The organism is Leifsonia sp. (assembly GCF_051955155.1).
Taxonomy (GTDB): domain Bacteria; phylum Actinomycetota; class Actinomycetes; order Actinomycetales; family Microbacteriaceae; genus Leifsonia.
Genome location: NZ_JBQCGZ010000179.1, coordinates 40,786 through 65,868 on the forward strand (window position 1 = coordinate 40,786; position 25,083 = coordinate 65,868).

The 25,083-nt window shown below is 71.4% G+C and carries 21 protein-coding genes; 13 read left to right on the forward strand and 8 right to left on the reverse strand.

Features of this window, described 5'->3' with window-relative positions:
• The first annotated feature begins 31 nt into the window (after nt 1-31).
• Genes ACTHMF_RS19225 through ACTHMF_RS19240 form a run of 4 tightly spaced genes read left to right on the forward strand, consistent with a single transcriptional unit; the run spans nt 32 to nt 3,475 of the window.
• Nucleotides 32-955: an ABC transporter ATP-binding protein gene (locus ACTHMF_RS19225; protein WP_314148670.1), complete on the forward strand. Its 924-nt coding sequence runs from the start codon at nt 32-34 to the stop codon at nt 953-955.
• Nucleotides 952-1,695, forward strand: coding sequence for an ABC transporter permease (locus ACTHMF_RS19230; protein ID WP_314148671.1), 744 nt, complete (start codon nt 952-954; stop codon nt 1,693-1,695). The genes ACTHMF_RS19225 and ACTHMF_RS19230 overlap by 4 nt, the downstream gene beginning before the upstream one ends.
• Nucleotides 1,696-1,715: 20 nt before the next feature.
• Nucleotides 1,716-2,870 (forward strand): sensor histidine kinase, encoded by a 1,155-nt coding sequence (locus tag ACTHMF_RS19235; protein ID WP_440319833.1) that lies wholly within the window; start codon nt 1,716-1,718, stop codon nt 2,868-2,870.
• Nucleotides 2,867-3,475: a response regulator gene (locus tag ACTHMF_RS19240; RefSeq protein ID WP_440319834.1), complete on the forward strand. Its 609-nt coding sequence runs from the start codon at nt 2,867-2,869 to the stop codon at nt 3,473-3,475. Before ACTHMF_RS19235 ends, ACTHMF_RS19240 begins: the two co-directional genes overlap by 4 nt.
• Before the next feature lie 82 nt (nt 3,476-3,557).
• On the opposite strand, the gene ACTHMF_RS19245 is transcribed toward ACTHMF_RS19240, so the two are convergent.
• Nucleotides 3,558-3,794 carry a DUF3073 domain-containing protein gene (locus tag ACTHMF_RS19245; protein ID WP_440319836.1) on the reverse strand — a complete coding sequence of 79 codons (237 nt, stop codon included), beginning with the start codon at nt 3,792-3,794 and terminating at the stop codon, nt 3,558-3,560.
• Between the two features lie 137 nt (nt 3,795-3,931).
• Here ACTHMF_RS19245 and ACTHMF_RS19250 point away from each other — a divergent pair, with 137 nt between their 5' ends.
• Nucleotides 3,932-5,005 carry an NAD(P)-binding domain-containing protein gene (locus ACTHMF_RS19250; RefSeq protein WP_314148675.1) on the forward strand — a complete coding sequence of 358 codons (1,074 nt, stop codon included), beginning with the start codon at nt 3,932-3,934 and terminating at the stop codon, nt 5,003-5,005.
• Nucleotides 5,006-5,103: 98 nt separating this feature from the next.
• Here the strand turns inward: ACTHMF_RS19250 and ACTHMF_RS19255 are convergent, their stop codons facing one another.
• The 5 genes from ACTHMF_RS19255 to ACTHMF_RS19275 are packed head-to-tail and all read right to left on the reverse strand — an operon-like array spanning nt 5,104 to nt 11,248.
• Entirely contained in the window at nt 5,104-7,101 is a 1,998-nt protein-coding gene (locus ACTHMF_RS19255; RefSeq protein ID WP_440319837.1) for a glycogen debranching N-terminal domain-containing protein, read from the reverse strand.
• Complete coding sequence (locus tag ACTHMF_RS19260; RefSeq protein WP_440319839.1) at nt 7,098-7,907, reverse strand: Type 1 glutamine amidotransferase-like domain-containing protein; 810 nt, start codon at nt 7,905-7,907, stop codon at nt 7,098-7,100. The genes ACTHMF_RS19255 and ACTHMF_RS19260 overlap by 4 nt, the downstream gene beginning before the upstream one ends.
• A complete protein-coding gene (locus tag ACTHMF_RS19265; RefSeq protein ID WP_440319841.1) occupies nt 7,904-8,821 on the reverse strand; it encodes a carbohydrate ABC transporter permease in 918 nt (305 codons plus the stop codon). The genes ACTHMF_RS19260 and ACTHMF_RS19265 overlap by 4 nt, the downstream gene beginning before the upstream one ends.
• Nucleotides 8,818-9,978: a carbohydrate ABC transporter permease gene (locus ACTHMF_RS19270; protein ID WP_440319843.1), complete on the reverse strand. Its 1,161-nt coding sequence runs from the start codon at nt 9,976-9,978 to the stop codon at nt 8,818-8,820. The genes ACTHMF_RS19265 and ACTHMF_RS19270 overlap by 4 nt, the downstream gene beginning before the upstream one ends.
• A 16-nt stretch (nt 9,979-9,994) precedes the next feature.
• Nucleotides 9,995-11,248: a sugar ABC transporter substrate-binding protein gene (locus tag ACTHMF_RS19275; RefSeq protein WP_440319845.1), complete on the reverse strand. Its 1,254-nt coding sequence runs from the start codon at nt 11,246-11,248 to the stop codon at nt 9,995-9,997.
• Between the two features lie 361 nt (nt 11,249-11,609).
• Here ACTHMF_RS19275 and ACTHMF_RS19280 point away from each other — a divergent pair, with 361 nt between their 5' ends.
• The 5 genes from ACTHMF_RS19280 to ACTHMF_RS19300 all read left to right on the forward strand — a co-directional run bounded on the left by ACTHMF_RS19280 (nt 11,610) and on the right by ACTHMF_RS19300 (nt 17,472).
• Nucleotides 11,610-12,659 (forward strand): LacI family DNA-binding transcriptional regulator, encoded by a 1,050-nt coding sequence (locus ACTHMF_RS19280; protein ID WP_440319846.1) that lies wholly within the window; start codon nt 11,610-11,612, stop codon nt 12,657-12,659.
• Nucleotides 12,660-12,789: 130 nt separating this feature from the next.
• Entirely contained in the window at nt 12,790-13,422 is a 633-nt protein-coding gene (locus tag ACTHMF_RS19285) for an antibiotic biosynthesis monooxygenase (RefSeq protein ID WP_440319848.1), read from the forward strand.
• 198 nt (nt 13,423-13,620) lie between these two features.
• Nucleotides 13,621-14,451 (forward strand): DUF4097 family beta strand repeat-containing protein, encoded by an 831-nt coding sequence (locus ACTHMF_RS19290; protein WP_314148683.1) that lies wholly within the window; start codon nt 13,621-13,623, stop codon nt 14,449-14,451.
• A complete protein-coding gene (locus tag ACTHMF_RS19295) occupies nt 14,448-15,077 on the forward strand; it encodes a PadR family transcriptional regulator (RefSeq protein WP_314148684.1) in 630 nt (209 codons plus the stop codon). Before ACTHMF_RS19290 ends, ACTHMF_RS19295 begins: the two co-directional genes overlap by 4 nt.
• 247 nt (nt 15,078-15,324) lie before the next feature.
• A complete protein-coding gene (locus tag ACTHMF_RS19300) occupies nt 15,325-17,472 on the forward strand; it encodes an APC family permease (protein WP_440319850.1) in 2,148 nt (715 codons plus the stop codon).
• Here the strand turns inward: ACTHMF_RS19300 and ACTHMF_RS19305 are convergent.
• Complete coding sequence (locus ACTHMF_RS19305) at nt 17,469-18,185, reverse strand: MBL fold metallo-hydrolase (protein ID WP_440319852.1); 717 nt, start codon at nt 18,183-18,185, stop codon at nt 17,469-17,471. The two genes, ACTHMF_RS19300 and ACTHMF_RS19305, sit on opposite strands and share 4 nt — an antisense overlap.
• Nucleotides 18,186-18,271: 86 nt before the next feature.
• Here ACTHMF_RS19305 and ACTHMF_RS19310 point away from each other — a divergent pair, with 86 nt between their 5' ends.
• Nucleotides 18,272-19,042 (forward strand): MerR family transcriptional regulator, encoded by a 771-nt coding sequence (locus ACTHMF_RS19310; RefSeq protein ID WP_440319853.1) that lies wholly within the window; start codon nt 18,272-18,274, stop codon nt 19,040-19,042.
• A 79-nt stretch (nt 19,043-19,121) separates the two neighbouring features.
• On the opposite strand, the gene yczE is transcribed toward ACTHMF_RS19310, so the two are convergent.
• Nucleotides 19,122-20,012 (reverse strand): membrane protein YczE, encoded by an 891-nt coding sequence (gene yczE / locus ACTHMF_RS19315; protein ID WP_440319854.1) that lies wholly within the window; start codon nt 20,010-20,012, stop codon nt 19,122-19,124.
• A 63-nt stretch (nt 20,013-20,075) separates the two neighbouring features.
• Between yczE and yczR the strand changes: the two genes are divergently transcribed.
• Both yczR and ACTHMF_RS19325 read left to right on the forward strand, forming a co-directional pair.
• A complete protein-coding gene (yczR, locus tag ACTHMF_RS19320; RefSeq protein WP_314149874.1) occupies nt 20,076-21,554 on the forward strand; it encodes a MocR-like transcription factor YczR in 1,479 nt (492 codons plus the stop codon).
• Between the two features lie 145 nt (nt 21,555-21,699).
• Nucleotides 21,700-25,041 carry an efflux RND transporter permease subunit gene (locus tag ACTHMF_RS19325; protein ID WP_440319856.1) on the forward strand — a complete coding sequence of 1,114 codons (3,342 nt, stop codon included), beginning with the start codon at nt 21,700-21,702 and terminating at the stop codon, nt 25,039-25,041.
• The last annotated feature ends 42 nt before the right edge of the window (nt 25,042-25,083 follow it).

The window sequence follows — 25,083 nt, forward strand, 5'->3', positions numbered from 1 at the left end:
CGACGTCCTCCGCCCCGGCAGTGTGGATGCTGTGAACGAAACACCCGCCATCCGCCTCTCCGGCCTCCGCAAGTCGTTCGGCTCGCTGACCGCCGTCGACGGCGTCGACCTCAGCATCCGGCCCGGAGAGGTCGTCGCCCTGCTCGGCCCGAACGGGGCCGGCAAGTCCACCACCATCGACCTCGCCCTGGGCCTGGCCCGGCCCACCGCGGGGAGCGCCGAGCTGTTCGGCGGCGAACCGGCGCAGGCCATCCGCGCCGGCCGGGTCGGCGCCATGCTGCAGGGCGGCGCCCTGCTGCCGACGCTCACGGTCGCCGAGTCCGTCGCGCTCGTCGCCTCCGCGCACCGGCACCCGCTCAGCGTCCAGGAGGCGCTGGAGCGCGCCCGCTGCACCGAGATCGCCCGGCAGCGGGTCGCCAAGCTCTCCGGCGGCCAGATGCAGCGCGCACGATTCGCCGTCGCCGTCGTCTCGAACCCGGACCTGCTGTTCCTCGACGAGCCGACCGCCGCGATGGATGTGGAGGCGCGGCGCACGTTCTGGCAGTCGATGCGCGAGTTCACCGACGAGGGCCGCACGGTCGTCTTCGCCACCCACTACCTCGACGAGGCCGACGCCTACGCGGACCGCATCGTGATGCTCGCCCGCGGCCGGGTCGTCGCCGACGGCACCCCCACCGAGGTGAAGGCGGTCGTCTCCGGCCGCCGCATCCGCGCCTCCGTCGGGTTCGCCTGGACAACGGCCGCGCAGGAGCAGCTCGCCGCGCTGCCCGGCGTCCGCAGCGTCGAGCACCGCGGCGGCCAGCTCACGCTGGTCAGCGACGACTCCGACGCCACCCTGCGTGCGCTGCTCGCCGCGCACACCGACATCCACGACATCGAGGTCACCGCGCACACGATGGACGAGGCCTTCCTCGCCCTCACCGAGTCGCGCGAGCCGGAGGGAGCACTGCGATGAGCATCGCCTACCTGGGCAGGGAGTCCCTGCGTCAGCTGAAGAACATGCGGGCGATGGTGTTCACGCTCGCCGTCCCCCTCGTCATGCTGCTCGCCTTCGGCGGCACGTTCGGCGGCAGCGGCCAGGTGGACCCGGTCACGCACCTGCCGTGGATCGTCGTGACGACCATCCAGGTCGCCGCGTACGGCGGGATGATGGCCGCCCTCTCGCAGGCGTTCGGCATCGTCACCGAGCGCTCGCTCGGCTGGAACCGGCAGCTGCGGATCACCCCGCTCACCGGGACCGGGTACCTGGTGTCCAAGGTCGTCGCCGCGCTCGCACTCGCCCTTTTCAGCATCCTGGTGATCGTCGCGGTCTCGATGGCGCTGTACCACCCGGCCCTGCCGGTGACGAGCTGGCTGCTCGCCTGCCTCGGCATCTGGTGCGGCGTCGTCCCGTTCGCCCTGCTCGGCATCCTGATCGGCCAGCTGGCCAAGCCGGAGTTCGCCCAGCCGCTGTTCATGGCGGTGTTCATGGGGATGGCGGTGCTCGGCGGCCTGTGGATCCCGCTCCAGATCTTCCCGGCGTGGGTCGCGAGCGTCGCGCAGGCGGTGCCGTCCTACTGGCTGAACCGGGTCGGCCAGCTTGGCGCCCTGCAGAGCGGCGATGCGCTCACACCGGCGCTGGTGCTCGTCGCCTGGAGCCTCGCCCTGGGCGCCCTGATCGTGTGGCGCTACCGGCGCGACGCCGCCCGCGGCTGACCGGCCCATAGGGTAGGGACGTGTTCTCGCGCGACGTCGATGACCGGCGGCCGGCCGGTGTCTGGGCCCGGCTCCGCCACCCGGCCGCGTTCCGCTGGTATCCGGGCGCGCTGATCGGCCTGCTGTACCAGATCTCGGTGCTCGGCTCGCTCTGGGCATCGGATGGCGACCTCGCCACCAAGCTGGCCGCGACGGCGCTGCTCGCCGTCGTCTACGCGGCGTTCCTCGCCCTCCCTCCGCTGCTCTGGTGGGAGGGCGAGCGCGTGCGGCTGATCGGCACCGCCTGCTACTTCGCGCTGACGCTCGCGCTCGTGCCGTTCATCGGGATCGCCGCCTGCTGGACATGGGTGTACGTCGCCTGCGTCGTCGGGATGGTGATCGCGCGTTTCGCGCTCGCCACCGGGATCATCCTGGGGCTCGGCGCCCTCCAGCTGCTGATCTTCGTGCTGGCCGGGACGTTCGAGGACGACTGGTACATCGCGCTCATCACGGTCTCCATCGGCGTGATGATGAGCGCCTTCGCCCGCCAGATCGATGCGCTCCGCCGGCTGCGGAACGCGCAGGGCGAGATCGCCCGGCTCGCCGTGGTGGAGGAGCGCGCCCGGTTCTCGCGCGACATGCACGACGTGCTCGGGCACTCACTCACCGTCGTCACGGTGAAGTCGGAGCTGGCGCGCCGCCTCATCCCGTCGGATCCCGCACGGGCGGAGGAGGAGCTCGCCGACATCGAACGCCTGACCCGCTCCGCGCTGGCCGACCTGCGCGCCGCCGTCGCCGGCTACCGGGAGATGAGCCTGTCCACCGAGCTGGCCGCCGCCCAGGCCGGGCTCGCCGCCGCCGACATCCAGGCGCACCTGCCGCGCAACGGCGAGGAGGTGGCCCCCGATCTGCGCGAGCTGTTCGGCTGGGTGCTGCGCGAGGGCGTGACGAACGTGATCCGGCACTCCCGCTCGCAGAACTGCTGGGTGCGGGTCGGGCCGGACAGCCTGGAGATCGAGGACGACGGCCGCGGACCCGCCGCCGCCGGCCAGGCGCCCGTCGGCGCGGCCGGTGTCGAGCGGCAGGGCAGCGGCATCGCCGGGCTCACCGCTCGCGCGGAGGCCTCCGGCGCGACCGTGAGCATCGACCGGGGACCGCGCGGCGGGACCCTGCTGACCGTACGGAGGACCGCGTGACCATCCGCCTGCTGCTCGCCGACGACCAGGCGCTCGTGCGCGGCGCCCTGGCCGCGCTGCTGGAGCTGGAGCGCGACCTGGAGGTGGTCGCCCAGGTGGGCCGCGGCGACGAGGTGCTGGATGCGGCGCGTGCGTCGGCCGCCGACGTCGCGCTGCTCGACGTGGAGATGCCCGGCCTCGACGGTATCCAGGTGGCGGCCAGGCTCGCGGCGGAGCTGCCGTCCTGCCGCTCGCTGATCGTGACGACGTTCGGCCGGCCCGGCTACCTGCGCAGGGCGATGGAGGCGGGGGCGTCCGGCTTCATCGTCAAGGACACGCCCTCCGGGCAGCTTGCCGACGCGGTGCGGCGGGTCGCCTCGGGGCTGCGCGTGGTGGACCCGGCGCTCGCCGCGGAGTCGCTCGCGTCCGGCGCCTCACCGCTGACGGTCCGCGAGGCGGAGGTGCTCGCGGTCGCGGGTGCGGGAGGCACCATCACGGACATCGCGCGCCGGCTGCACCTGAGCGACGGCACGGTGCGCAACCACCTGTCCAGCGCGATCGGCAAGACGGGCGCGCGGAACCGGTCGGAGGCGGTCGCGATCGCGACGCGTCAGGGCTGGCTCTGAGCGGGCCCGCTCCGAGAAGGCCCGGTCTGGGCCGTCCATATGCCGCGGGAGGAATCCCGCAGGGGCGCTTCGCGCGCTTCGGTCAGGCGCGGCGCTTGGGGGTCTCGGGCTCGGTACCCTCGAAGCCGTCGTCTTCGGCGTCGTAGCCGCCGTAGTCGCCCTCGGGCTCGTAGTCGGCCCACGCGGCGTACTGGTCGTCTTCGTGGTGGGAATGTCCGGTGAGCTCACGCTCGAGCGCGTCGTAGTTGACGTCGGGGCTGAACGACTTCAACTGTCGAGCGATCTTGGTGTGCTTTGCCTTCTGACGGCCGCGCCCCATGCGTGACCCCCTTTTGGTCCCGTCCCGGGGATGGCTACCGGGAATCGAACAGAATGATGAAAACTAGCATCGAGTTTAGCATGCAGGCCCTCGTGAGCCTGGAGTTCGCCCACAGCGAGAAATGATGGAATGAGCGCGTGACCGCAGCAGTGAACGACACCCAGGTGGTGATCGTCGGCGCCGGCCAGGCGGGCCTCGCAGTCGCCTATTACCTGCGCCGTTTCGAGCTCGCCCCCGGCTCCGATTTCGTGATCTACGACCGGGGTCCCGGCACCGGCGGGGCGTGGCAGCACCGCTGGGACGCGCTGCGCCTCGGCAGCGCCCACCACGTGACCGACCTGCCGGGGATGGCCGAGCTGGGGCTCAGCTTCGAGACCGCCGATCGCCTACTCCCGGCCAAGGACATCGTCGCCGGCTACTACCGCCGCTACGAGGACCACTACGGGCTGGACGTGCGCCGGCCGATCAGCGTGCACCGCGTCTTCGACCGCGGGGCGGACCTCGTCGTCGCGCACAGCGAGGGGGAGACGCGCACGCGCGTCGTCGTCAACGCGTCGGGCACCTGGGGTGCGCCGTTCATCCCGTGGTACCCGGGGATGGATGGATTCCGCGGCCGGCACGTACACACCTCCCACTATGTGTCGGCGGAGGAATTCGCCGGTCAGGACGTCGTGGTGGTCGGCGGCGGCACCAGCGCGATCGGCTTCCTGCTGGAGCTGGAGGGTGTCGCGTCCGCCCTGACCTGGGCGACCAGGCGGCCGGTGGACTTCCGCGACGAGTCGGAGCTGACGATCGAGGGCGGTGTCGCCGCGGTCGCGCAGCAGGACGCCGCCGCGCGTGCCGGCGCGGCGCTGCCGAGCATCGTCTCCGGGACCGGCGTCCCGCGCACCCGGCGCATCGCGGCCGGCATCGACCGCGGTCTGCTGGTGGAGCGCCCGATGTTCTCCCGTGTCGAGCCGGACGGCGTGCGCTGGGAGGACGGCTCGTTCACCCGGGCGGACGCGATCATCTGGGCCACCGGGTTCCGGCCGGAGCTGCGGCACCTGGCGCCGCTGCGGCTGCGCGAGAAGGCGGGCGGGCTGACCGTCGCGTCCGGGGCGTCCTGGCAGGACCCGCGGATCTTCCTGGCCGGCTACGGCCCGCAGGCGAGCACGATCGGTGCGAACCGGGCCGGCCGCGTGATCGCGCGCCAGGTCGTCGCCCAGCTCTGACGTCCAGCGCTTAGGGCAACGAAAACGCCCCCGTCCGCTGGCGGATGGGGGCGTCCTCGTGCTCCTCGATGGGGCGAGGAGCAGGTGCGGGGCGGCGGTCAGCCGGCCTCGATCGTCCTGGACGCGCCGGCGAAGCGGATGCCGTCGACGTGGATGCGTCCGGCGCCGTCGCTGGGGCTCACCTCGAGCGTGCCCCGCTGCGCGTCGGCTCGCAGGCCGAGCCGTGCCGAGAGGACGGCCACCGCGGCGGCGGCCGACCAGGCCTGCGGCCGGCACGCTGCCGGGTAGGGGACCGGCGTCGCCGTGTCCGCGGCGCTGTCGCCGGAGTGCAGCTCCGGCATGCGGTAGCCGAAGCCCGCGGCCGCGGCGAGCAGCCCGTCCGCCAGCGCGTCCGCCTCCGCGGTGTGGCCGTCCTTGGCGAGGCCGGCGACGGCGATGGCGGTATCGTGCGCCCACACCGAGCCGCCGTGGTAGCTCAGCGGCCAGAAGCCGCCGGCGTCGGTGGACATCGTGCGCAGCCCGTAGCCGGAGGAGAGCTCCGGCGACGCCAGCCGCCGCGCGATCAGCGCGGACTGCTCCGCGGTGAGGATGCCCGTTCCGAGCAGGTGCCCGATGTTGCTGGTGACCGTGTCCACCTTGCGTCCCGCGGCGTCCAGGGCGACGGCGGGGTACGCGCCCACCGGATCGTCGATCCAGAAGGCCTCGGCGAACCGGGCCTTGAGGTCCGCCGCCCAGGCGCGCCACTCGTCCGCGCCCTGCCGGCCGAACGCGGCGAGCAGCTCGGCGCCGCCGACCGCGGCCTCGTAGGCGTAGCCCTGTACCTCGCACAGCGCGATCGGGCCCTCTGCGAGCGTGCCGTCCCTCCACTGGATGGAGTCGCCGGAGTCCTTCCAGCCCTGGTTGGCGAGCCCGTGCCCCGTGGTGTCGACGTACTCCAGGAACCCGTCGCCGTCGGTGTCGCCGTAGTCCCGCATCCACGCGAGGGCCGCCTCCAGGTGCGGGAGCAGCGCCTCGACCTCGGCCTCCGGCATACCCCACTTCCAGGCATCGTGCAGGAGCATCACCCAGAGCGCGGTCGCGTCGACGGTGCCGTAGTAGAGCGGCGGGAGCACGACACCCTCGCCGGGGATGGTGAGCGCGGCGGGGCGGAGCTCGTGCATGATCTTGCCCGGCTGCTCGGCGGTCTCCGCCACGGAGCGGGTGCCCTGGAAGTGGGCGAGGATGCGCAGGGTCGACGCGGCGAGCTCGGTGCCGAGCGGCAGCAGCATCCGTGCGGCCCAGAGCGAGTCGCGGCCGAACAGGGTGAAGAACCAGGGCGCGCCGGCGGCGAGGAACACCTCGTCCGGGCGCTCGGAGGTGGACATCCGCAGCCCCTGCAGGTCGGCGATCGCCGTCTGCAGCCAGGCCGCGAGACGTGAGTCGCCCGTCGCGGCGGCGAACTCCGCCCACTCGGCGGACGGCGCGGCGCCCGACACCACGGCCGTCGGGTCGTCGACCGTCGCGGTCCAGCCGACCTCGACCGAGCCGCGAGCGGGGATGTGGACGTCCCAGGTGAGGACGCTCCGGGCGACGTCCACGGCGATCTCGGCGCCGTCGGCGACCAGCCGCGCCGTCACGGGACCCGAGGCGAGCGCGAGGCCCGCCTCGGTCGCCGTCACCGTCACCGGGTGCTCGGCGCCGGTCAGCCCGGCCTTGATCACCTGCATCGGGCTGAAGTCGGCCCGCACGTCCACGGACACGGTCGTGCTCAGCGGAGTGGACAGAGCGTTGCGCACCACCACCGTCTCGCGCAGCTCCCCGGCGACGACGCGGCGCGTCCGCTCGACGCGCACCCGCGGGTCGGCCGTCGCGTCGTCGATCCGGCGGGCGAGGGACGTGAACACCGCCGTCGCGGCATCCGGAGTCGCCGTCGCGATGTGCTCGGGCAGCTCGCCGCCGACGCGCAGGACGATGCGGTCGAGGACGCGCAGGTCGGAGTTGTAGAACCCGTGGATCCCGTGTCCGTCCACGGTGCCGTCGGCGGCGGACCACGCCTGGCTGGGCGCGGTCAGGACGACGATGCTGTCGTGGAGCAGGGGTTGGAGCGGCTGGGTCATCGGGGCGTTCGCGCCTCCTCGATCTGGTTTCGGGCGGTGGATGTGGGGGAGAGGTCGGGTGCGTCGGCGGTCGGGGTGCCGAGCACGCGCGGGACGATGCGGGTCTCCTCGACGCCGCCGTCGGCCGTGCGGCGCACGCGCCACGCGGAGACGCCCGGGCGCTCGGCGATCACGTCGACGACGTCGGTGCCGCGGTAGACGAGCCCGACGCCCTCGTCGAGGGCGTAGCCGTCCGGCAGCACGCCGGCGCCGACGGCGCTCTGGTGCGCGGGCCGCCGGTTCGGGTCGGAGTCGTAGTGCACGGCGAGCGAACCGGGGACGAGGCCGAGCCCGTCGGCGAGCGGGGCGATGCCCGGCCCGAACGACGCGGTCGTGCCGCCCTCGTGCCAGCACACGGCGCCGGCCGACCCGCCCGCGAGTACGACGCCGGAGCGCCAGGCCTCGGCGAGCAGGTGGTCCAGGCCGTGCAGCCGCCAGAGGGCGAGCAGGTTGGCGAGGCTGCCGCCGCTCACCCAGACGACGTCCTGGGCGAGCAGGTGCGCGCGCATGTCCTCCAGGTTCGGGTGCGGGAACAGCCGCAGGTGCGTCGCGTTCACGCCCGCCGCGCGGGCCGCCTCCAGCTCCGCGCCCTCGATGTGCCGCTGATCGCCGCCGGCCGTGTTGATGTGCGTGACCCGGGGAGCGCGTCCCTCGACGCGCGCCAGCTCGATGGCGTGGTGCAGCAGAGGGCCGTACGCGGAGTCGGTCCACGCGCCGCCGGTGAGGCCTCCGCAGGTGGCGAGGATGGTGGGCTGGACGGCGGTCACTCCTTCACCGCGCCCTCGCTCGAGTTCATGATCCGGCGCTGGAAGATGAAGAACAGCACGGCGACCGGGATGGTCATGATCGCCGCGGCGGCGAGCTTGAGCGGGTACTGGCTGCCCTGGCTGAGCTGCCCGCTCGCCAGGCCGGCGACGCCCTTGGTCAGCGTGGTCAGCGCCGGGTCCTGCGTGGAGACGATGAAGTGCGCCAGCTCGTTCCACGATCCCTGGAAGGACAGGATGATGATCGTGATGAGCGCGGGACGCGCCATCGGCAGCACGATCGACCAGAACACCCGGAACGTGCCCGCGCCGTCGATCCGTGCCTGCTCCTCGACGCTCGCCGGGATGGACTCGAAGAAGCCCTTCATGATGAACACGCCCGCTGCATCGGTCAGCAGCGGCAGGATCATGCCGGTGTACGAGTCGTACATGCCGAGCTGGTTGATCACGAGGAACTTCGGGATCAGGAGCACGACCATCGGCACCGACATGACGGCGACCAAGGCGGCGAAGACGATCCCGCGCCCGCGGAAGTGCAGCCGGGCGAGCGCGTAGCCGGCCAGCGAGTTGAAGAACACCCGGCCGAGCGTGACGAACACGGTGACGATCGCGGAGTTCATGAACCAGATGGGGAAGTCGGAGTTCACGAACAGCTTCGTGTAGGCCGCCGTCGTCCACACCTGGGGGATCAGCGAGACCGGGTTGGCCGTCGCATCGGCGTCGGTCTTGAACGATGTCGCGACCTGGATGAGGAACGGCATGATGTAGACGATCGCGAGCACGACCAGGATCGCGTACGTGATCGACGTGGCGACGACCGTGCCGGTCGAGCGGCGGCGCGGCCGCTGCGTGCGCGCGGCGGTCGCCGGCGAGGCCGCCGGTGCGGCGGGGCTGACGGCGGGTGTCGTCGTGGTCATCGGACGCCTCCCTTCGTGGCGGAGTCGGAGGTGTCGGAGGCTGCGGTGGGCGTCGTCGGCGCGGTGGACGCCGTGGAGGCGGCGATGGCCGCCTGGTACGGGCGCATCCTGCGCGCCGAGACCGTGCGCTCACGGAGCACCCAGCGCTGGAAGATCGTGAACAGCACGATGATGACGAACAGGATGAACGCGATCGCGGCGCCCTGTCCCCACTCCTGGTTCACGAACGAGGTCTGATAAGAGAGGTACGCCGGGGTGAGCGTCGTCTTGCCCGGAGCGCCCCTGCCGCCGGTGTAGATCTGATCGCAGACCTGCCAGCAGCCGATCAGGCCGAGCGTCAGCACGGTGAAGAGCGTCGGGCGCAGCTGGGGGAGGGTGATCCGCCAGAACCGCTGCCAGCCGTTGGCGCCGTCCATCATCGCCGCCTCGGTGACGTCGCCGCCGAGGTTCTGCAGGGCGGCGATGAAGAGGAGCATGAACGTCCCGCTCGTGGTGAAGACGGCCATGATGATGTACGCGCTCATGGCGACGGACGGACCGCCCAGCCAGTCCCACCAGGACACGCCGAGCAGCGTGTTCTGGGTGAGGGCTGCCGGCCCGGTGGTGATGCCGAAGGCCGCCAGGAGGTTGTGGATGATGCCCGAGGGGTCGTTGAACCAGTTCGGCCCGTTGATGCCGAACCAGGCCAGCACCTTGTTGACCGCGCCGCTCGTGCTGAACAGGAACAGCCAGAGCACCGTGATCGCGACCGAGCTGGTGACCGACGGGAAGTAGAAGGCGGTGCGGAAGAAGCCGCGGCCGCGGAGGATCGCCCGGTTCACGAGAACGGCGAGCAGGAGGGCGATCGCGGTCTGGACCGGGACCACCAGCACGACGTACCAGGCGTTGTTCTTGAGCGACATGCCGAAGTCCTGCTCGGCGAGGCCGCCGCCGCCCAGCAGCGCAGCGTAGTTCTTGAGGCCGACGAAGTTCACGTCGGAGCCGAAGGGGCTGCCCCGGCCTCCCCAGTCGGAGAAGCTGACCCAGAGCGCCATCAGGACGGGGACGACGAGGAAGACGCCGATCAGCAGGATGACCGGGGCGGTGAACAACCACCCCGAGGCGGCCTCGCCGCGCCGGATTCCGGAACGGCGAGACCGACTCGTGGCTTGCGACATGGTGTGATCCTGTTCCTTACTTCAGAAGAGCTTCGAGGTTCTTCTGGGTGGCGTCGAGGATGGCCTTCGGGTCACCGGTCTTCAGCGTCTCGAGCTTGCTGTTGAAGTCGGTCACGACGTCGGCGGCACCCTTGGCGGTCGGAACGCCCTTGGCGTAGTCGGCGGCGCTCAGGAACGGCACCAGGTCGGGGTTGGCCGACTTCCACTCGTCAGCGGCGGACTTGATGGACGGCATCGGGCCGAACGCCTTGGAGAACGCGAGCTGCGAGTCCTTGCTGGTCAGCTGCTCGACGAGCTTGAGGGCCGCTGCCTGGTTGGGGCTGTCGGCGGCGATGCCCCAGCAGTTGGTGAACTGCAGCGTGCCCTGACCGGCGGGGCCGGCCGGGAGCTCGGCGACCTTGTACTTGACGTTCGGGAAGTCCGACTTCAGGCCACCGGTGATCCAGTTGCCCTCGATCGTCATCGCCGCGAGGCCCTTGCCGAACGCCTCGCCGCCCCAGCCCGCGCCGAGGTCCTTGGCGTACTTGAGCTCGCCGCCGTTCAGCATCTTCTTGACGAAGTCGAGCGCCTGGACGTTGGCGTCGCTGTTCGCCGTCGCCTTGGTGCTGTCCTCGTTCATCAGGTTGCCGCCGGCCTGCACCATGAAGGAGCCGACGCGGGCGTACTCGCCGCCGATGCCGAGGCCGACATGGCCGCCGGTGGTCAGCTTCTTCGAGACGGCCTCGAGCTGGTCCCACGTCTTCGGGATGTCCGAGTCGGTGAGGCCGGCCGCCTTCCACATGTCGGTGTTGATGATCAGCTGCAGCGTCGAGAAGTCCTTCGGCGCGCAGTAGAACTGGCCGTCGTAGGTGAACGACTTCACCAGGCTCGGGTAGAAGTCGCTCTTGTTGCTGAGCTTGTCGCCGTAGGCGAGCAGCGAGCCGTTGGAGGCGAAGCCGGCGAGGGCGTCGGTCGACAGGTAGAAGACGTCGGCCGGCTTCTTCGCCGCGAAGCCCTGCGAGAGCTGCTGGTTGAGGTCGGTGGCCGCGACGACGCTGGCCTTGGTGCCCGAGCTCTTCGACCAGTCGGCGACGGCCGACTTGACCGCGTTGGTCTCGGCGTCGCCCGACGAGCCGATCATGACCGTCAGTGCCTTGTCGGACGAGGTCAGCTTGCCGGTGTCGCCGTCACTGCTGCCTCCGCTGAAGCCGGAGCCGCAGGCCGTGAGTGCGAGCGCGGCCGCGGCGGCGACGGCGCCGCTCGCGAGCCAACGGGATGTGGTTTTGCGCATGTGTTTCTCTCCTTGGTGTGAGCGTGCCCGAAAGGTACGGGTCCGCGCGTGATGGGTCGGCGAAGTCGTGGAGAATCCCGCTGGCACTCGAGCCAGTGGAGGATGGTGCGCCGCGCTGGGAGCGTCGCCCGGGTGCCCGGGATCGGCGATGGAGGGGACGCTCCGCGTCGTAGCGCGCATCCGACCTCCTCTGGTCCGGTACCTTTCGAGCATCCCAACTCCTTTGATCGATCAAATTCGCCACGTGTTACAGTCGCTTTGAACGATCAAATCGGGATGGTGTCACCATATCCACGGCCTTTCGAAAGTGTCAAGCGCGCTGGCGATAGGGTGAGGGACGCGACACCGGAGAGGAGCGGGGATGGGGGCGCAACCGACCGTCAGCGACGTCGCCGTCGCCGCCGGGGTCTCGCGGCAGACCGTCTCCAATGTCCTCAACTCCCCCGGCATCGTCCGCCCGGAGACGCGCGAGCGCGTCGAGGCGGCCATCCGGTCGCTCGGGTACCGCCCGCACGCGTCCGCCCGGCGCCTGCGCACCCAGAAGAGCTCCACCATCGGCATCCGGCTCGACCCGCTCACCAGGGACGGCATCTCCGGCAGCGTCCTCGACCGCTTCCTGCACGCGCTCACGGAGCAGGCGGACGCGCTGGGCCTGCGGGTCCTGCTGTTCACTGCGCGCGATCCCGAGGACGAGATCGAGCAGTTCCGGCGGCTCTCCGACGCCGCGGACGTCGACGCGTTCGTGCTCACCTCGACCTTCCACGGCGACCCGAGGACCGAGTGGCTGATCGAGCACGGGCAGTCGTTCGTGACGTTCGGCCGGCCGTGGGGGATCGACGACATGGCCGATCCCGAGCACCTCTGGGTGGATGTGGACGGCAGGGCGGGCCTGCGCGCGGCGACCGAGCACCTGCTCGCGACCGGCCGCGAGCGCATCGGCTTCCTCGGCTGGCCGGCGGGCTCCGGCACGGGCGACGACCGCAGGGCCGGCTGGCTGGAGGCGATGCGGGCAGCGGGGACGGTGCCGGAGGACGAGCTCGCCGCGCTCCAGGAGGAGGCGGAGGACGGCGTCACGCCGGGCGCCGACGCGATGCGCCGCCTGTCGGCGCGGTGCGGCGGAGCCGTGGATGCGGTGGTCTGCGTGTCCGACTCGCTCGCGCTCGGCGCCCTGACGGCCGCGGCGGGACGGCTGTCGGTGATCGGCTACGACGACACGCCGGTCGCCGCGTCGCTCGGCATCTCGAGCGTCGAGCAGCCGCTCGACGAGGTCGCGGCGGGCGTGCTCGACCTGCTGACCGGCGCGCACGGCGGCCGCGTGCAGCCCGGTGCCGGCGTCGGCGACGCGCGGCACCGCCTCGTCGTCCCGCACCTCGTGGTGCGCGACGGCGCCCCGCTCACCCCGTCCCGCTGACCCCGTTCCCGCGCCTGTGCCCGTTCGGTGCATCGCGGGGCTGCTCGAGCGGGGACGGTCGTACCGGGCGGGGACGGTCGCCGTCTTGGCGCGAAACGTGGGCGTAATGCGCGGCGGTGAGAATAAGGGAATGACTCCACAAGAGCCGCTTCCGGACGCGCCATCCCTGCGTCCCGGCCCCGCACCCGCGCCCGCCTCCGCCGCTCCCGGCGCCGCCGCACCCCCTCAACCGGTCACCGTCTCCATCACCCGGCGCGTCGACCGCGCGCGGCTCCCCGAGGTCACGCACTGGGTCCAGGCCGGCGTGAACCTCGCGAACACCTACCCGGGCTTCCTCGGCTCCGGCTGGGTCCGCGCCCATGCCGACTCGGACGAGTGGCACATGCTCTACCGGTTCGCCGACGAGGCGACGCTCGACGCCTGGGAGGCGTCGGACGACCGCGCGGACTGGCTGTACGAGGGTCGCGAGCTGGTGGAGGTCTCCCGCGTCGACCGCCGCACCGGCATCGAGGGCTGGTTCGACGCGCCGCAGCCCGGCGAGGTCGCCGCCCCGCCGCGCTGGAAGCAGGCGGTCACGATCTGGCTCGGGTTCTTCCCGCTCTCCCTCCTCTTCACCTCGCTGACCGGCTGGCTCATCCCCGGCTGGCACCAGCTCTGGCCGCTCGCCACCGTGCTGATCACCACCCTGTGCCTCACACCGACGATGACCTACGTCCTCCTCCCCTTCGTCACCCGTCTGCTCCAGCCCTGGCTGCGCCGCTGACGACTGCTGCGCCGCGTACCGTCTGCGCCCGCGCGCCGCGGCGCACTCGTTACGCGGGTTCGCAGTCGCCGGGTCAGGGAGGACCCTGAGGCGACCCTGAGAAATGCTCGAGGGGGTTGCGACGCCGGAAGACGCGATATATCGTGAGTCTCGTTCAATCGCGATATATCGTGAATTCGCACACGTGAGGAGCCAGACATGGCACAGGAGAAGTGGCTGATCCAGCCCGGGGAGAGCCGGACCATCGACCTCGAGGTCGTCCGTTCGCTCAAGGTCGGGCTGCTCGGCGGACAGGTCGACATCATCGGGCACGACGAGCCGGGCGCGCGCGTCGAGGTGCACTCGGTCAACGGACGCGACCTCAAGATCACGATCGACGGGGACCGCCTGGAGATCGACCACCCGCAGCTGCGCTGGGACAACTTCATCGAGGTGTTCCGTTCGATGAAGTCCAGCGCCCGCGCCGACATCAGCCTGCTGGTGCCGCGGGATGTCGCGCTCAAGTTCGGCGTCGTCTCCGCCGGCGCCCTGATCTCCGGCCTCAGCACCGACGCCCGCCTCAGCACCGTCTCGGGCGACGTCGTCGTCGACGGGCTGACGGGCGACATCGAGCTGAACTCGGTCAGCGGCGAGCTCTCGGTCCGCGACCACACCGGCCGCATCAACGCGCACACCGTCTCGGGCGACGTGACTGCCGCGGGTGACATCCCCCGGTTCAGCGTCGACGGCGTCTCCGGCGACGTCCTGCTCGACCTGACGGGGACGCCGGACGAGATCCAGATCAACACGGTCTCCGGCGACTCCACGATCCGCATCACCGAGGCGGTCGGCGCGCGCTATCGCATCAACACGGTCTCCGGCCGGATGCAGCTGGACGGCGTCATCGTGATCGGCTCGCCGGGCCGCGCGTACGCGGACACCACGGGCAGCCTCGACGGCTCCTGGGTGGACATCAGCGTCAATTCGGTCTCCGGCAACGTGTCCGTGCTGCGCAGCGCCGCGGCGAACACATCGGAGGCGTCGGCGTGAGTCCCGTCTTCGGCCACGGCAGCCTCCGGCTGTACCTGCTCAGCCTGCTCGCCGAGCGGCCCATGCACGGCTACGAGCTGATCCAGGCCCTCAGCGACCGGTTCGGAGGCACCTACACCCCGAGCGCTGGCACCATCTATCCGCGGCTCGCGAAGCTCGAGGAGGAGGGCCTCGTCGTCAAGACGGTCGACGGCAGGAAGACCGTCTACACGATCACGGATGCCGGCCGTGCGGAGCTCGCCGCGCGCGAGCACGAGCTCGACGCGATCGAGGACGAGGTCACCGACTCGGTCCGCCGGCTCGCGGACGAGGTGCGCGCCGGCGTCGACGACGCCATGCGCACCCTGCGCGCCGAGCTCGCCTCGGCCGCGCGCGAGGCCAAGCGGACCGCATCGAAGGTGGACCCGCGCCAGGAGGTCAAGGACGCGGCACGGGACGCCCGCGCCGCCGCGAACACCGCCGCGCGCGAGGCCGAGCTCGCTATCAACGACTTCCGGCAGGAGCTCAGGACGGAGCTGCGTCACCGTGCCGCGCGCGGCGCGCTTCCCGCGGACATCGTCCCCCTGATCACGGACGAGCTGACGCGCGTGCGCCGGCTCGTCATCCAGACGCTGGACCGCCGCTGACCCCCAGGTGAGCGGCGGTTTCCGCGCCACTGAAGAAAGACTCAGGCCATGCTCATCTCACTCCCAGTGAGGCCCCTCACGGGCCTTCCGCCGCGGGATTCCGCGGCGGTGGAGCGGTCGGGAGTGCGGCCACCAGTGTTGCCAGAATCACTCGTGGACGACGTGCCGACGCGCCGACTTGACAGTCAATTGGCAGCGAGTATTCTCGTCCCTCGTGACAACTGAGGGGAGATCCCCGAAGCGGTGGTTGATCGGCGACCCGCTTCCGAGTGAGAAACTCGAAGGACAGCTACTCCCGAAGCACCTCGCCCTACCCATCTTCGCCTCGGACGCACTCTCCAGCGTCGCGTACGCCCCGCAGGAACTCCTGATGATCCTGCTGCTGGGCGGCCTGGCGTTCCTGACCTTCGCCCCGTGGGTCGCAGCGGCCGTCGTCGTGCTGCTGGTGACCGTCGTCCTCAGCTACCGCCAGCTGGTGAAGGCGTACCCGTCCGGCGGCGGCGACTACGAGGTGGCGCACAAGAACCTCGGCGAGAAGGCCGGCCTGGTCGTCGCCTCCGCCCTGCTGGTGGACTACGTGCTCACCGTCGCGGTGTCCGTCGCCTCCGGCGTGGACAACATCATCTCGGCGCTGCCGTTCCTCTCGCCCTGGCGGGTGGAGCTCGCGGTGCTCTGCGTCGTGATCCTGGCGGCGGTGAACCTGCGCGGCGTCCGGGAGTCGAGCAAGGCGTTCGCGCTGCCCACCTACATCTTCATCGGCAGCATCTTCGTGATGGTCGTCACGGCCCTCGTGCGGACCGTGTTCGGGGATGCGCCGGTCGCCGAGTCCGCGAGCTACACGGTGCACGCGTCGAGTCTCACCCAGGCGGCGATGGTGCTCCTGCTGCTGCGTGCGTTCTCCAGCGGCTGTTCCGCCCTGACCGGCGTGGAGGCGGTGGCGAACGGCGTGCCCGCCTTCCGCACCCCGAAGATCCGCAACGCCAGGATCACGCTGGGCATGATGGGCGGCATCGCGATCGTGCTGTTCATCGGCCTGACCGCGACCGCGCTGATCAGCGGCGTGCACTACGCCGAGAATCCGTGCGACCTGCAGGGCTGGGCGCAGTGCGCGACGCAGCCGCAGCGCTCCCTCATCGCGCAGATCGCCGCGGCGACCTTCGGCAACAACACCGTCTTCTTCTTCATCGTGCAGGCGGCGACCGCGGTCGTCCTGCTGCTCGCGGCGAACACGGCGTTCAACGGGTTCCCGCTGCTCGGCTCCGTCCTCGCCCGCGACTCGTACGCGCCCAAGGCGCTGAACACCCGCGGCGACCGCCTCGTCTACTCGAACGGCATGATCCTGCTGGCGCTGGCCGCCACCGCCCTGCTGCTCGTCTACCAGGCGAACCTGACCAACCTGATCCAGCTGTACATCATCGGCGTCTTCGTCTCGTTCACGCTCGGCCAGTCCGGCATGGTCAAGCACTGGATCACGCTGCTGCGCGGCGGCGGCCTCACCGGCCGGGAACGGTCGAGCACCGTCCGCTCGCTGTGCATCAATGCGTTCGGCGCGACGCTGACCTTCATCGTGCTCATCGTCGTGACGATCACGAAGTTCACGCACGGCGCCTACCTCGTCTTCATCTTCATGCCGATCCTGTGGTTCCTGATGCTCGGCGTGAACCGGTACTACCGGGACGTGGAGAAGGAGATCGAGGTCGACCCGACCACCACGTTCGGCAGCATCGGCGACCACGCCATCGTGCTGGTCGGCAAGATGCAGAAGCCGGCGCTGAAGGCGCTCGACTACGCGATCGCCGCCCGCCACGACTCGATCGAGGCCGTGCACGTCTCCATCGAGGAGGAGGCGACGCAGAAGCTGCAGCGGCAGTGGGTGGAGCAGAACATCCACGTTCCGCTCACGATCATCGAGTCGCCGTACCGCGACTTCGGCGTGCCGCTCGTGAAGTATCTCAAGCACCGCCGCGAGGAGCACGGCTCCGAGGTCGTCACCGTCTACCTGCCGCAGTACATCGTCGGCCACTGGTGGGAGACGCTGCTGCACAACCACCGCGCCCGCCGGCTCGCGAAGCAGCTCATGCTCTGCCACGGAGTGACCGTCGCGCTCGTGCCGTGGCTGCTGGACTCGTCCTCGCTGATCTACGGCCGCCGTTCGCGTCCGCTGCCCGGCCAGGACCGCCGCGGCGAGCCGGTGCGCCCCGTCGCGCGTCGGCCGCTCGCACCGGCGTCGAAGGCGCACTCGCGCATCCACATCCACCCGACCCCGATCACGATCGGCCAGCCGGAGGACCCGAACGGCGAGACGACCGGGCAGACGCCGGTCGCGCAGAGCCCGACCGTGCCCGCGCAGGGCGAGACGGCGCAGAAGAAGGTGCCGGCGAAGGCGAAGCGCTAGAGCCGCAGCAGCGGGCCGTGTCCGGGCAGGACGGCGGTGGCGTCGCAGAGGTCGAGCAACCGCGCGCTGCGCTCGGCGCCGTCCACGTCGTGGTGGAAGAACGCGGGCAGCTGCTGCAGCTCTCCCGCGTCGCGCAGCAACGCGTGGCCGGTGACCACGGCGTCGCCGGTGATCAGCGCGCGGGCATCCGGCTCGAAGAAGCAGACGTGACCGGAGGTGTGGCCCGGTGTCGCGACGACCTGCAGTCGGTGGCCGGTGCTCAGCGCGAGCGTGTCGCCGTCGAACGCCGTCGCCGCGGGCACGCCGACGTCGCCGAGGCCGCCCGCGCGGATCGCCTCGACCGCCCAGCGCACGGTGCCGCGCTTCAGGACGGAGGGCAGCAGGTCGGCGACGGTGACCTGCTCGGTCACCTCGCGGCGCACGTTGGGCAGCTCGTCCGCCGCGGTCTGCACTCGCGCCCCGGAGTCGGCCGCGAGCTCGCGGCTCGCCCCGAGGTGGTCGGAGTGCCCGTGCGTGATGAGGATGCGGCGCAGCGCCGCGGGCTCGGCACCCGCCTGCCGGATGGACGCCTCCACGAGCGGCCGGTCGGCGGGATACCCGCAGTCCACCAGCTCCACGGACCCTCCGCCGTGGAAGACGGTCCAGTTGGAGGCGGGGCCCTCCACGAACAGGATGCCGGGGGCGACCTCGGTCGTCGATCGGATCTCACGCACGCGGGAAAGCGTAGCGGCCGGAGTTGACCTTGACGTAACGTCAACATCTACCGTGGTGAACGCAACCCACGGGAGAGGAGCGGGACGTGAGCGAGACGGCCGCCGACTGGAGCATCCAGGAGATCGCCCGGCTCGCCGGGACCACGAGCAGGACGCTGCGTCACTACGACGACATCGGCCTGCTCCCGCCCGCACGGATCGGGGCCAACGGCTACCGGTACTACGACCGCGACGCCCTCGTGCGGCTGCAGCGCATCCTGCTGCTGCGGGACCTCGGGCTCGGCCTTCCGGCCATCGCCCGGGTGCTCGACGACCAGCGGGATGCGGCGCCCGCCCTGCGCGACCACCTCCGGTGGCTGCGCGTGGAGCGGGACAGGCTGGCGCGGCAGATCGCGTCGGTCGAGTCGACGATCCACGCGATGGAGGAAGGAGAGCAGATCATGGCCGAGGACATGTTCGACGGGTTCGATCACACCCGGTACAAGGACGAGGTCGAGGAGCGCTGGGGGAAGGAGGCGTACGCCGTCTCCGACCGCTGGTGGCGGGGGATGAGCGCGGAGGAGCGCACGGCCTGGCAGCAGCGCCAGCGCGCCCTCGCGGCGGACTGGACGGACGCGGCTGCGCGCGGCGTCGCCCCGGACTCCCAGGAGGCGCAGGCGCTGGCCCGCAGGCACGCCGAGTGGCTCGCCGACATCCCGGCGACCCCCGGCTACGGCGAGGGCGGTCCGCCCGCGGCTTACCTGACCGGTCTCGGCGACATGTATGTCGCCGACCCGCGCTTCGCCGCCAACTACGGCGGCACCGAGGGCGCCACGTTCGTCCGCGACGCCCTGCGCGTCTACGCCGCCTCCCTCTAGCAGCAGCCGAGTACGCAGATTCTCTGCGTACTCGGCTGTTTCGGGCGCAGTTTCTGCGTACTCGGCGGCTGGGGTGGGGTCAGGAGCGGAGGGTGCCGGCGCGGCCGGTGATGCGGTCGTCGAGCCAGTGCGCGGCGATGAGGCGGGAGGGGCGCGGCGCGCGCGGCTCCGCGGGGCCGCGATCCGGCTGCGGGCCGCGCACGAACGGCGAGTCGGCGCGGTCGGCGGCGCGCGAACGGGTCCGCGCGTCGGACTCGAGCAGGATGCCGTCACGCACGTCGAAACGGACGGCATCCTGCTCGTCCCGAAGGCCGGCGCCTTGCACCGCCGTGCCTTCGAGCTCGCCCTCCAGCTCGGCGGACGCAGCGACGGTCCGCGGGAGCCGGATGGCGAAGAGGGGGAGGGTGATGCCGCACAGCGGCCCGATCAGCAGCGCCTCGGCGAGCGTGCCGATCCCGACGTTGCCGCCGAGGAACCAGCCGATCACGAGCACGGTGACCTCGATGCCGGTGCGGACCGCCCAGATCGGCCAGCCGGTGCGGGCGTTCAGGCCGGTCATCAGGCCGTCGCGCGGCCCGGGACCGAGCCGGGCGCCGATGTAGAGGCCGCTCGCGACCGCGAGCAGCAGCAGCCCGGCGGTGAACACCAGCACCTGCGCCCACAGCACGGTCTGCTGCGGGATGACCCACAGCCCGAACTGCGCGCTCGGCCCGATCAGCAGCACGTTGAGCACCGTCCCGAGGCCGGGGCGCTGCCGCAGCGGGATCCAGAACGCCAGCACGGCGAGGCCGACGAGGTTGGTGACCCAGCCGAACGCGATGCCGGTGTGCAGCGAGATGCCCTGCGCCAGCACGTCCCACGGCGAGACGCCGATGCCGGCGCGGATCATGAGCGCGATCGCCATCCCGTAGAGGAACAGGCCGATGAGCAGCTGCACGAGGCGGCGGGGGAGAAGGAGGCGGCTGGACATGCTGACAATCCAATCGGCCGATTGGCCTTCCATCAAGATGCCAATCGACATAGAGTGGCTTGCATGTCCGACGCGCACCTCACCGCCCGCTCGCTCGAGACGCTGCTCGGCAGCTGGCGCGGAGCCGCTCCCTCCTACCAGTCCCTCGCGGATCGCGTGCGGCTCCTGGTGCTGGACGGGCGCATCCCGATCGGCACCCGGCTGCCCGCCGAGCGCGAGCTCGCCGGGCGCCTCGACCTGAGCCGGACCACCGTATCCGCCGCCTACCGGCAGCTGCGCGACGCCGGCTTCCTGGAGAGCGTGCGCGGCTCCGGGAGCGTCGCCCGGCTGCCCGGACCGGCGCTCGCGCTGCCGGCCGCCGCCTCGGAGGGGATGCTGGACTTCACGAAGGCGGCGCTGCCCGCGGCCGCATCCCTGCCGGCCGCCGCGCGTGCCGCGGCCGAGGAGCTGCCGCACTTCCTGCCGGACTCCGGCTACGACCCGGTCGGCCTGCCGCACCTGCGCGAGGCGATCGCCGAGCGCTACCGCGAGCGGGGGCTGCCGACCGACCCGGAGCAGGTGCTCGTGACCGTCGGCGCGCAGCAGGCGATCGCGCTCATCGCCCGCGCGTTCCTGACCAGGGGCGACCGCGCCCTCATCGAGATGCCCACCTACCCGCACGCGACGGAGGCCCTGCGGCTCGCGGGCGCGCGCCTCGTCCCGGTGACGGTGACGCCGCCGGAGGACGGCCCGCACGCGATCGGCGCGGAGGAGGACGGCTGGGACGCCGAGGCGATCGAGCAGACCATCCGCCGCGCGAGCCCCGCGCTCGCCTACGTCATGCCGGACTTCCACAACCCGACCGGCGCATCCATGTCGCCCGGCACCCGCGAGCGCCTGCTCGCGTCGGCGGCCGCGCACGGGACGATCGTCGTCGGCGACGAGACCACGGCCGAACTCGACATCGACCGGCCGGGCTCTCCCCTGCCGCTGGCCGCCTACGCCGAGCGGTCGGCGGGGGACGCGCCGGTCGTCCTCATCGGCTCGGCGAGCAAGAGCCTCTGGGGAGGGCTGCGGATCGGCTGGATCCGCGCGGACCGGCCCGTCATCCAGCGGCTGATCGCGGCCAAGCCGGCGACGGATCTCGGCACCCCGATGATCGAGCAGCTGGTGGTCGCGCGGATGCTGCCGCAGACCGCGGAGATCCTCGAAGAGCGCCGGTCGCAGCTGCGGGACGGCCGCGAGACCGTGCGCAGGCTCGTCGCGAGCACCTTCCCGGGGTGGAGCGTCCCCAGCCTGCACGGCGGGCTCGCCGCCTGGATCGGGATCGGAGCGCCGGTCAGCTCCGCGCTCGCGCTCGGCGCCCGCAACCACGGCCTGCTGATCGCGGCAGGCCCCCGCTTCGGGCTGGACGGCGCCTTCGAGCGGTTCCTGCGCATCCCGATCACCTACTCGGTGGACGAGACGGAGCGCGCGTTCGCGGCGCTGTCGCTGGCCTGGGCCGTCGCGTCCACCGAGCCCGCTCCGTACTTCGAGGCCGGGACGCTGCCGAACGTGGTCTGAGCGCGGCCGACGCACCGGTCATCCCGCGTCTCCACCCGCTAAGTGGTACCTGGGCATGAGGATCACGCTCATGCTGCGGTGAGATACTTTCGCTGCGCCGCCGTCGCCGTGTCACCTGCGTCCACACCCGCCGAGGGGAAACTCCGTGCATTTTCTCGCCGTTCTCAGCATGAAGAACCGCGCCCTGATCGCCCTGGTCACGATCGTCGCCGCCGTGTTCGGAGGCCTCGCGCTGACGAACCTCAAGCAGGAGCTCATCCCGTCGATCTCGTTCCCGCAGCTCGTGGTGCTCTCCAGCTACCCCGGCGCGTCGCCCGAGGTGGTCAACAACGACGTGAGCACCCCGGTGGAGGCGGCGATCCAGGGTGTTCCCGACCTCGAGAAGACCACCGCGGTCAGCAGCACGAACCAGTCGATCATCACGGCGCAGTTCCACTACGGCACGGACCTCGCCACCGCAGAGCAGAAGATCGACCAGGCGGTCAACCGCATCAAGTCGACGCTGCCGGACGGCGTCGAGCCGCAGGTGCTCTCCGGCTCGATCGACGACCTCCCCGTCATCCAGCTCGCGGTCAGCAGCGACGCGGACCAGCGGAAGCTCGCGGACGACATCACGAAGCTGGCGCTCCCCGACCTCAAGCAGGTGGACGGTGTCAACGACGCGCAGCTCGTCGGCAACGTCGGCCAGCGCATCACGATCACCCCGGACGCGGAGAAGCTCGCGGCCGCGGGACTCAGCACGTCGTCCATCAAGGACGCCCTGCAGCAGAACGGCGTGCTGCTCCCCGGCGGCTCGATCACCGAGGACGGCAAGACGCTGACCATCCAGTCGGGTTCGCAGCTGAAGTCGGTGGACGACATCAAGAGCCTGCCGCTCATCGCGAGCGCGACGGCCGCGGGCGGCGGCGCGGGAGCCGGTGCGGGCACGACCGGCGGCGCGGGTGCGGGTGCCGCGACCGGCGGTGCCGGCGCGCAGCCGGGCGCGACGACCGGAGGCGCGGCGGGCGCCGCGATCACCGTCGTCACGCCGCACACCATCGGCGAGGTCGCCACCGTCGCGCAGACCGACGACCCGACCACCTCCATCTCCCGCGTCGACGGCAAGCCGGCGCTCACCATCGCCGTCACCAAGCTGCCGTCCGCGAACACCGTCGAGGTCTCGCACGGCGTGACCTCGATCGTGTCCGACCTGGAGAAGAAGCTCGGCGACGGCGCGACGATCACCGTCGTCTTCGACCAGGCGCCGTTCATCACCCAGTCGATCGAGTCGCTCACCCAGGAGGGCCTGCTCGGCCTGCTGATGGCCGTCATCGTCATCCTGGTGTTCCTGCTGTCGGTCCGCTCGACCCTGGTGACCGCGATCTCCATCCCGACCAGCGTGCTCATCACGTTCGTCGTGATGTGGGCGACCGGCTACACGCTCAACATCATCACGCTCGGCGCGCTCACCATCGCCATCGGCCGCGTCGTGGACGACTCCATCGTGGTCATCGAGAACATCAAGAGACAGCTGGTGCCCGGCGTCGACCGCGCCGTGACCATCGTGCGCGCCGTGCGCGAGGTCGCCGGCGCGATCACCGCGTCCACGATCACCACGGTCGCCGTCTTCCTGCCGCTGGCCTTCGTCGGCGACGTGACGGGCGAGCTGTTCCGGCCGTTCGCGCTCACCGTGACCATCGCACTGCTGTCGTCGCTGCTGGTCGCGCTCACGATCGTCCCGGTGCTCGCCTACTGGTTCCTGCGCGCGCCGAAGCCGCGCAAGCACGAGGGCGCCGAGCACGACGCCGCGTCCGCCCACCTCTCCATCGACGAGGCGACCGCCTCCGGCGAGGACGAGCTGGAGCACCCGTCGCGGCTGCAGAGCGGATATCTGCCGATCATCCGGTGGACGCTCAAGCACTCCGCGATCACGGTCATCCTCTCGCTTGTCGTCCTCATCGGGACGATCGCCCTGGTGCCGCTGATGAAGACGAACTTCCTCGGGGCCAGCGGCCAGAACTCGCTCACGGTCACCCAGACCCTGGAGCCGGGCACCAGCCTGCAGGCGAAGGACGACGCCGCGAAGGTGGTCGAGAAGAAGCTGCTCGACACCGACGGGGTCGAGACCGTCCAGGTCTCGATCGGCTCCAGCGGGTCGTCGCTGCGCGACGCGTTCACCGGCGGCGGCGGCAACACCACGTTCTCGATCACCACCGACCCGGACGCCGACCAGGAGAAGCTGCAGAGCACCATCCAGGACGAGCTCGCCGCGATCGACGGCCAGGGCGACATCCAGGTCTCCTCGCAGAGCGGGTTCGGCGCGTCGAACGACATCGAGGTGGACATCTCGGCGAGCAGCGAGTCCGACCTGCAGACGGCGACGGACGCGGTGACCGCCGAGCTGAAGAAGCAGTCCTCGCTCAGCCAGGTGACCGACAACCTCAGCGCGTCGCTGCCGTACGTCTCGGTGGACGTGGACAGGACCAAGGCGGCGGAGGCGGGCCTCAGCGAGGTCGCCGTCGGCACCCTGGTCTCGCAGGCCATGCAGCCGACCCAGGTCGGGACGGTCGCGATCGACAACACGTCGCTGAAGATCTACCTGCAGTCGGACAACCCGCCGACCACGGTCGCCGGGCTCTCCGAGCTGCCGATCCCGACCGCGCGCGGCGTCGTGCCGCTGAACACGCTCGCGACCGTCCAGGAGGCGAAGGGACCGGCGACCGTCACCACCGAGCGCGGGCTGCGCACCTCGACGGTGACGGCGACCCCGGCGACGGACAACCTCACCACCGCGAACCAGGAGGTCACGAAGGCGCTCAAGGACGCCGACCTGCCGTCGGGCGCGACGGCGACCATCGGCGGCGTCTCGTCCAGCCAGTCGGACGCGTTCGCGCAGCTCGGGCTCGCGCTACTGGCGGCCATCCTGATCGTCTACATCGTGATGGTCGCGACCTTCCGCTCGCTGCGTCAGCCGCTGCTGCTGCTGGTCTCGGTGCCGTTCGCGGCGACCGGCGCGATCGCGCTGCAGGTGATCTCGGGCATCCCGCTCGGCGTCGCCTCGCTGATCGGCGTGCTGATGCTGATCGGCATCGTCGTGACGAACGCGATCGTCCTCATCGACCTGGTCAACCAGTACCGGCGGCGCGGGCTCTCGGTCGCGGACGCGGTCGCGCACGGGGCCTCCCGTCGTCTGCGGCCCATCCTGATGACGGCGCTCGCGACGATCGCCGCGCTCACCCCGATGGCGATCGGCCTCACCGGACACGGCGGCTTCATCTCGCAGCCGCTCGCGATCGTGGTCATCGGCGGGCTGATCTCGTCGACCGTGCTCACGCTGGTCGTGCTGCCGACGCTCTACAACCTGGTCGAGGGCGCGCGCGAGCGCCGCCAGGCGCGGAAGGCGGCGAAGGGCGGCGGCGACGGGGACGGTCGCGGCGACGACGGCGATACGCCGGTGAAGCCGGAGCCGCCGGTGTTCACGGCGCCCGCGGGCGGGACGCAGCTGTAGAACCGCGAGGGACCGGGCCAGTGTCTGGGGGGCCAGACGGTG

Coding starts and splice junctions, on each gene's coding strand:
- ACTHMF_RS19230 (WP_314148671.1), top strand. CDS start 952: ATGAGCATCGCCTACCTGGGCAGGGAGTCCCTGCGTCAGCTGAAGAAC.
- ACTHMF_RS19245 (WP_440319836.1), bottom strand. CDS start 3,794: ATGGGGCGCGGCCGTCAGAAGGCAAAGCACACCAAGATCGCTCGACAG.
- ACTHMF_RS19255 (WP_440319837.1), bottom strand. CDS start 7,101: ATGACCCAGCCGCTCCAACCCCTGCTCCACGACAGCATCGTCGTCCTG.
- ACTHMF_RS19265 (WP_440319841.1), bottom strand. CDS start 8,821: ATGACCACGACGACACCCGCCGTCAGCCCCGCCGCACCGGCGGCCTCG.
- ACTHMF_RS19270 (WP_440319843.1), bottom strand. CDS start 9,978: ATGTCGCAAGCCACGAGTCGGTCTCGCCGTTCCGGAATCCGGCGCGGC.
- ACTHMF_RS19275 (WP_440319845.1), bottom strand. CDS start 11,248: ATGCGCAAAACCACATCCCGTTGGCTCGCGAGCGGCGCCGTCGCCGCC.
- ACTHMF_RS19280 (WP_440319846.1), top strand. CDS start 11,610: ATGGGGGCGCAACCGACCGTCAGCGACGTCGCCGTCGCCGCCGGGGTC.
- ACTHMF_RS19285 (WP_440319848.1), top strand. CDS start 12,790: ATGACTCCACAAGAGCCGCTTCCGGACGCGCCATCCCTGCGTCCCGGC.
- ACTHMF_RS19290 (WP_314148683.1), top strand. CDS start 13,621: ATGGCACAGGAGAAGTGGCTGATCCAGCCCGGGGAGAGCCGGACCATC.
- yczE (WP_440319854.1), bottom strand. CDS start 20,012: ATGTCCAGCCGCCTCCTTCTCCCCCGCCGCCTCGTGCAGCTGCTCATC.
- yczR (WP_314149874.1), top strand. CDS start 20,076: ATGTCCGACGCGCACCTCACCGCCCGCTCGCTCGAGACGCTGCTCGGC.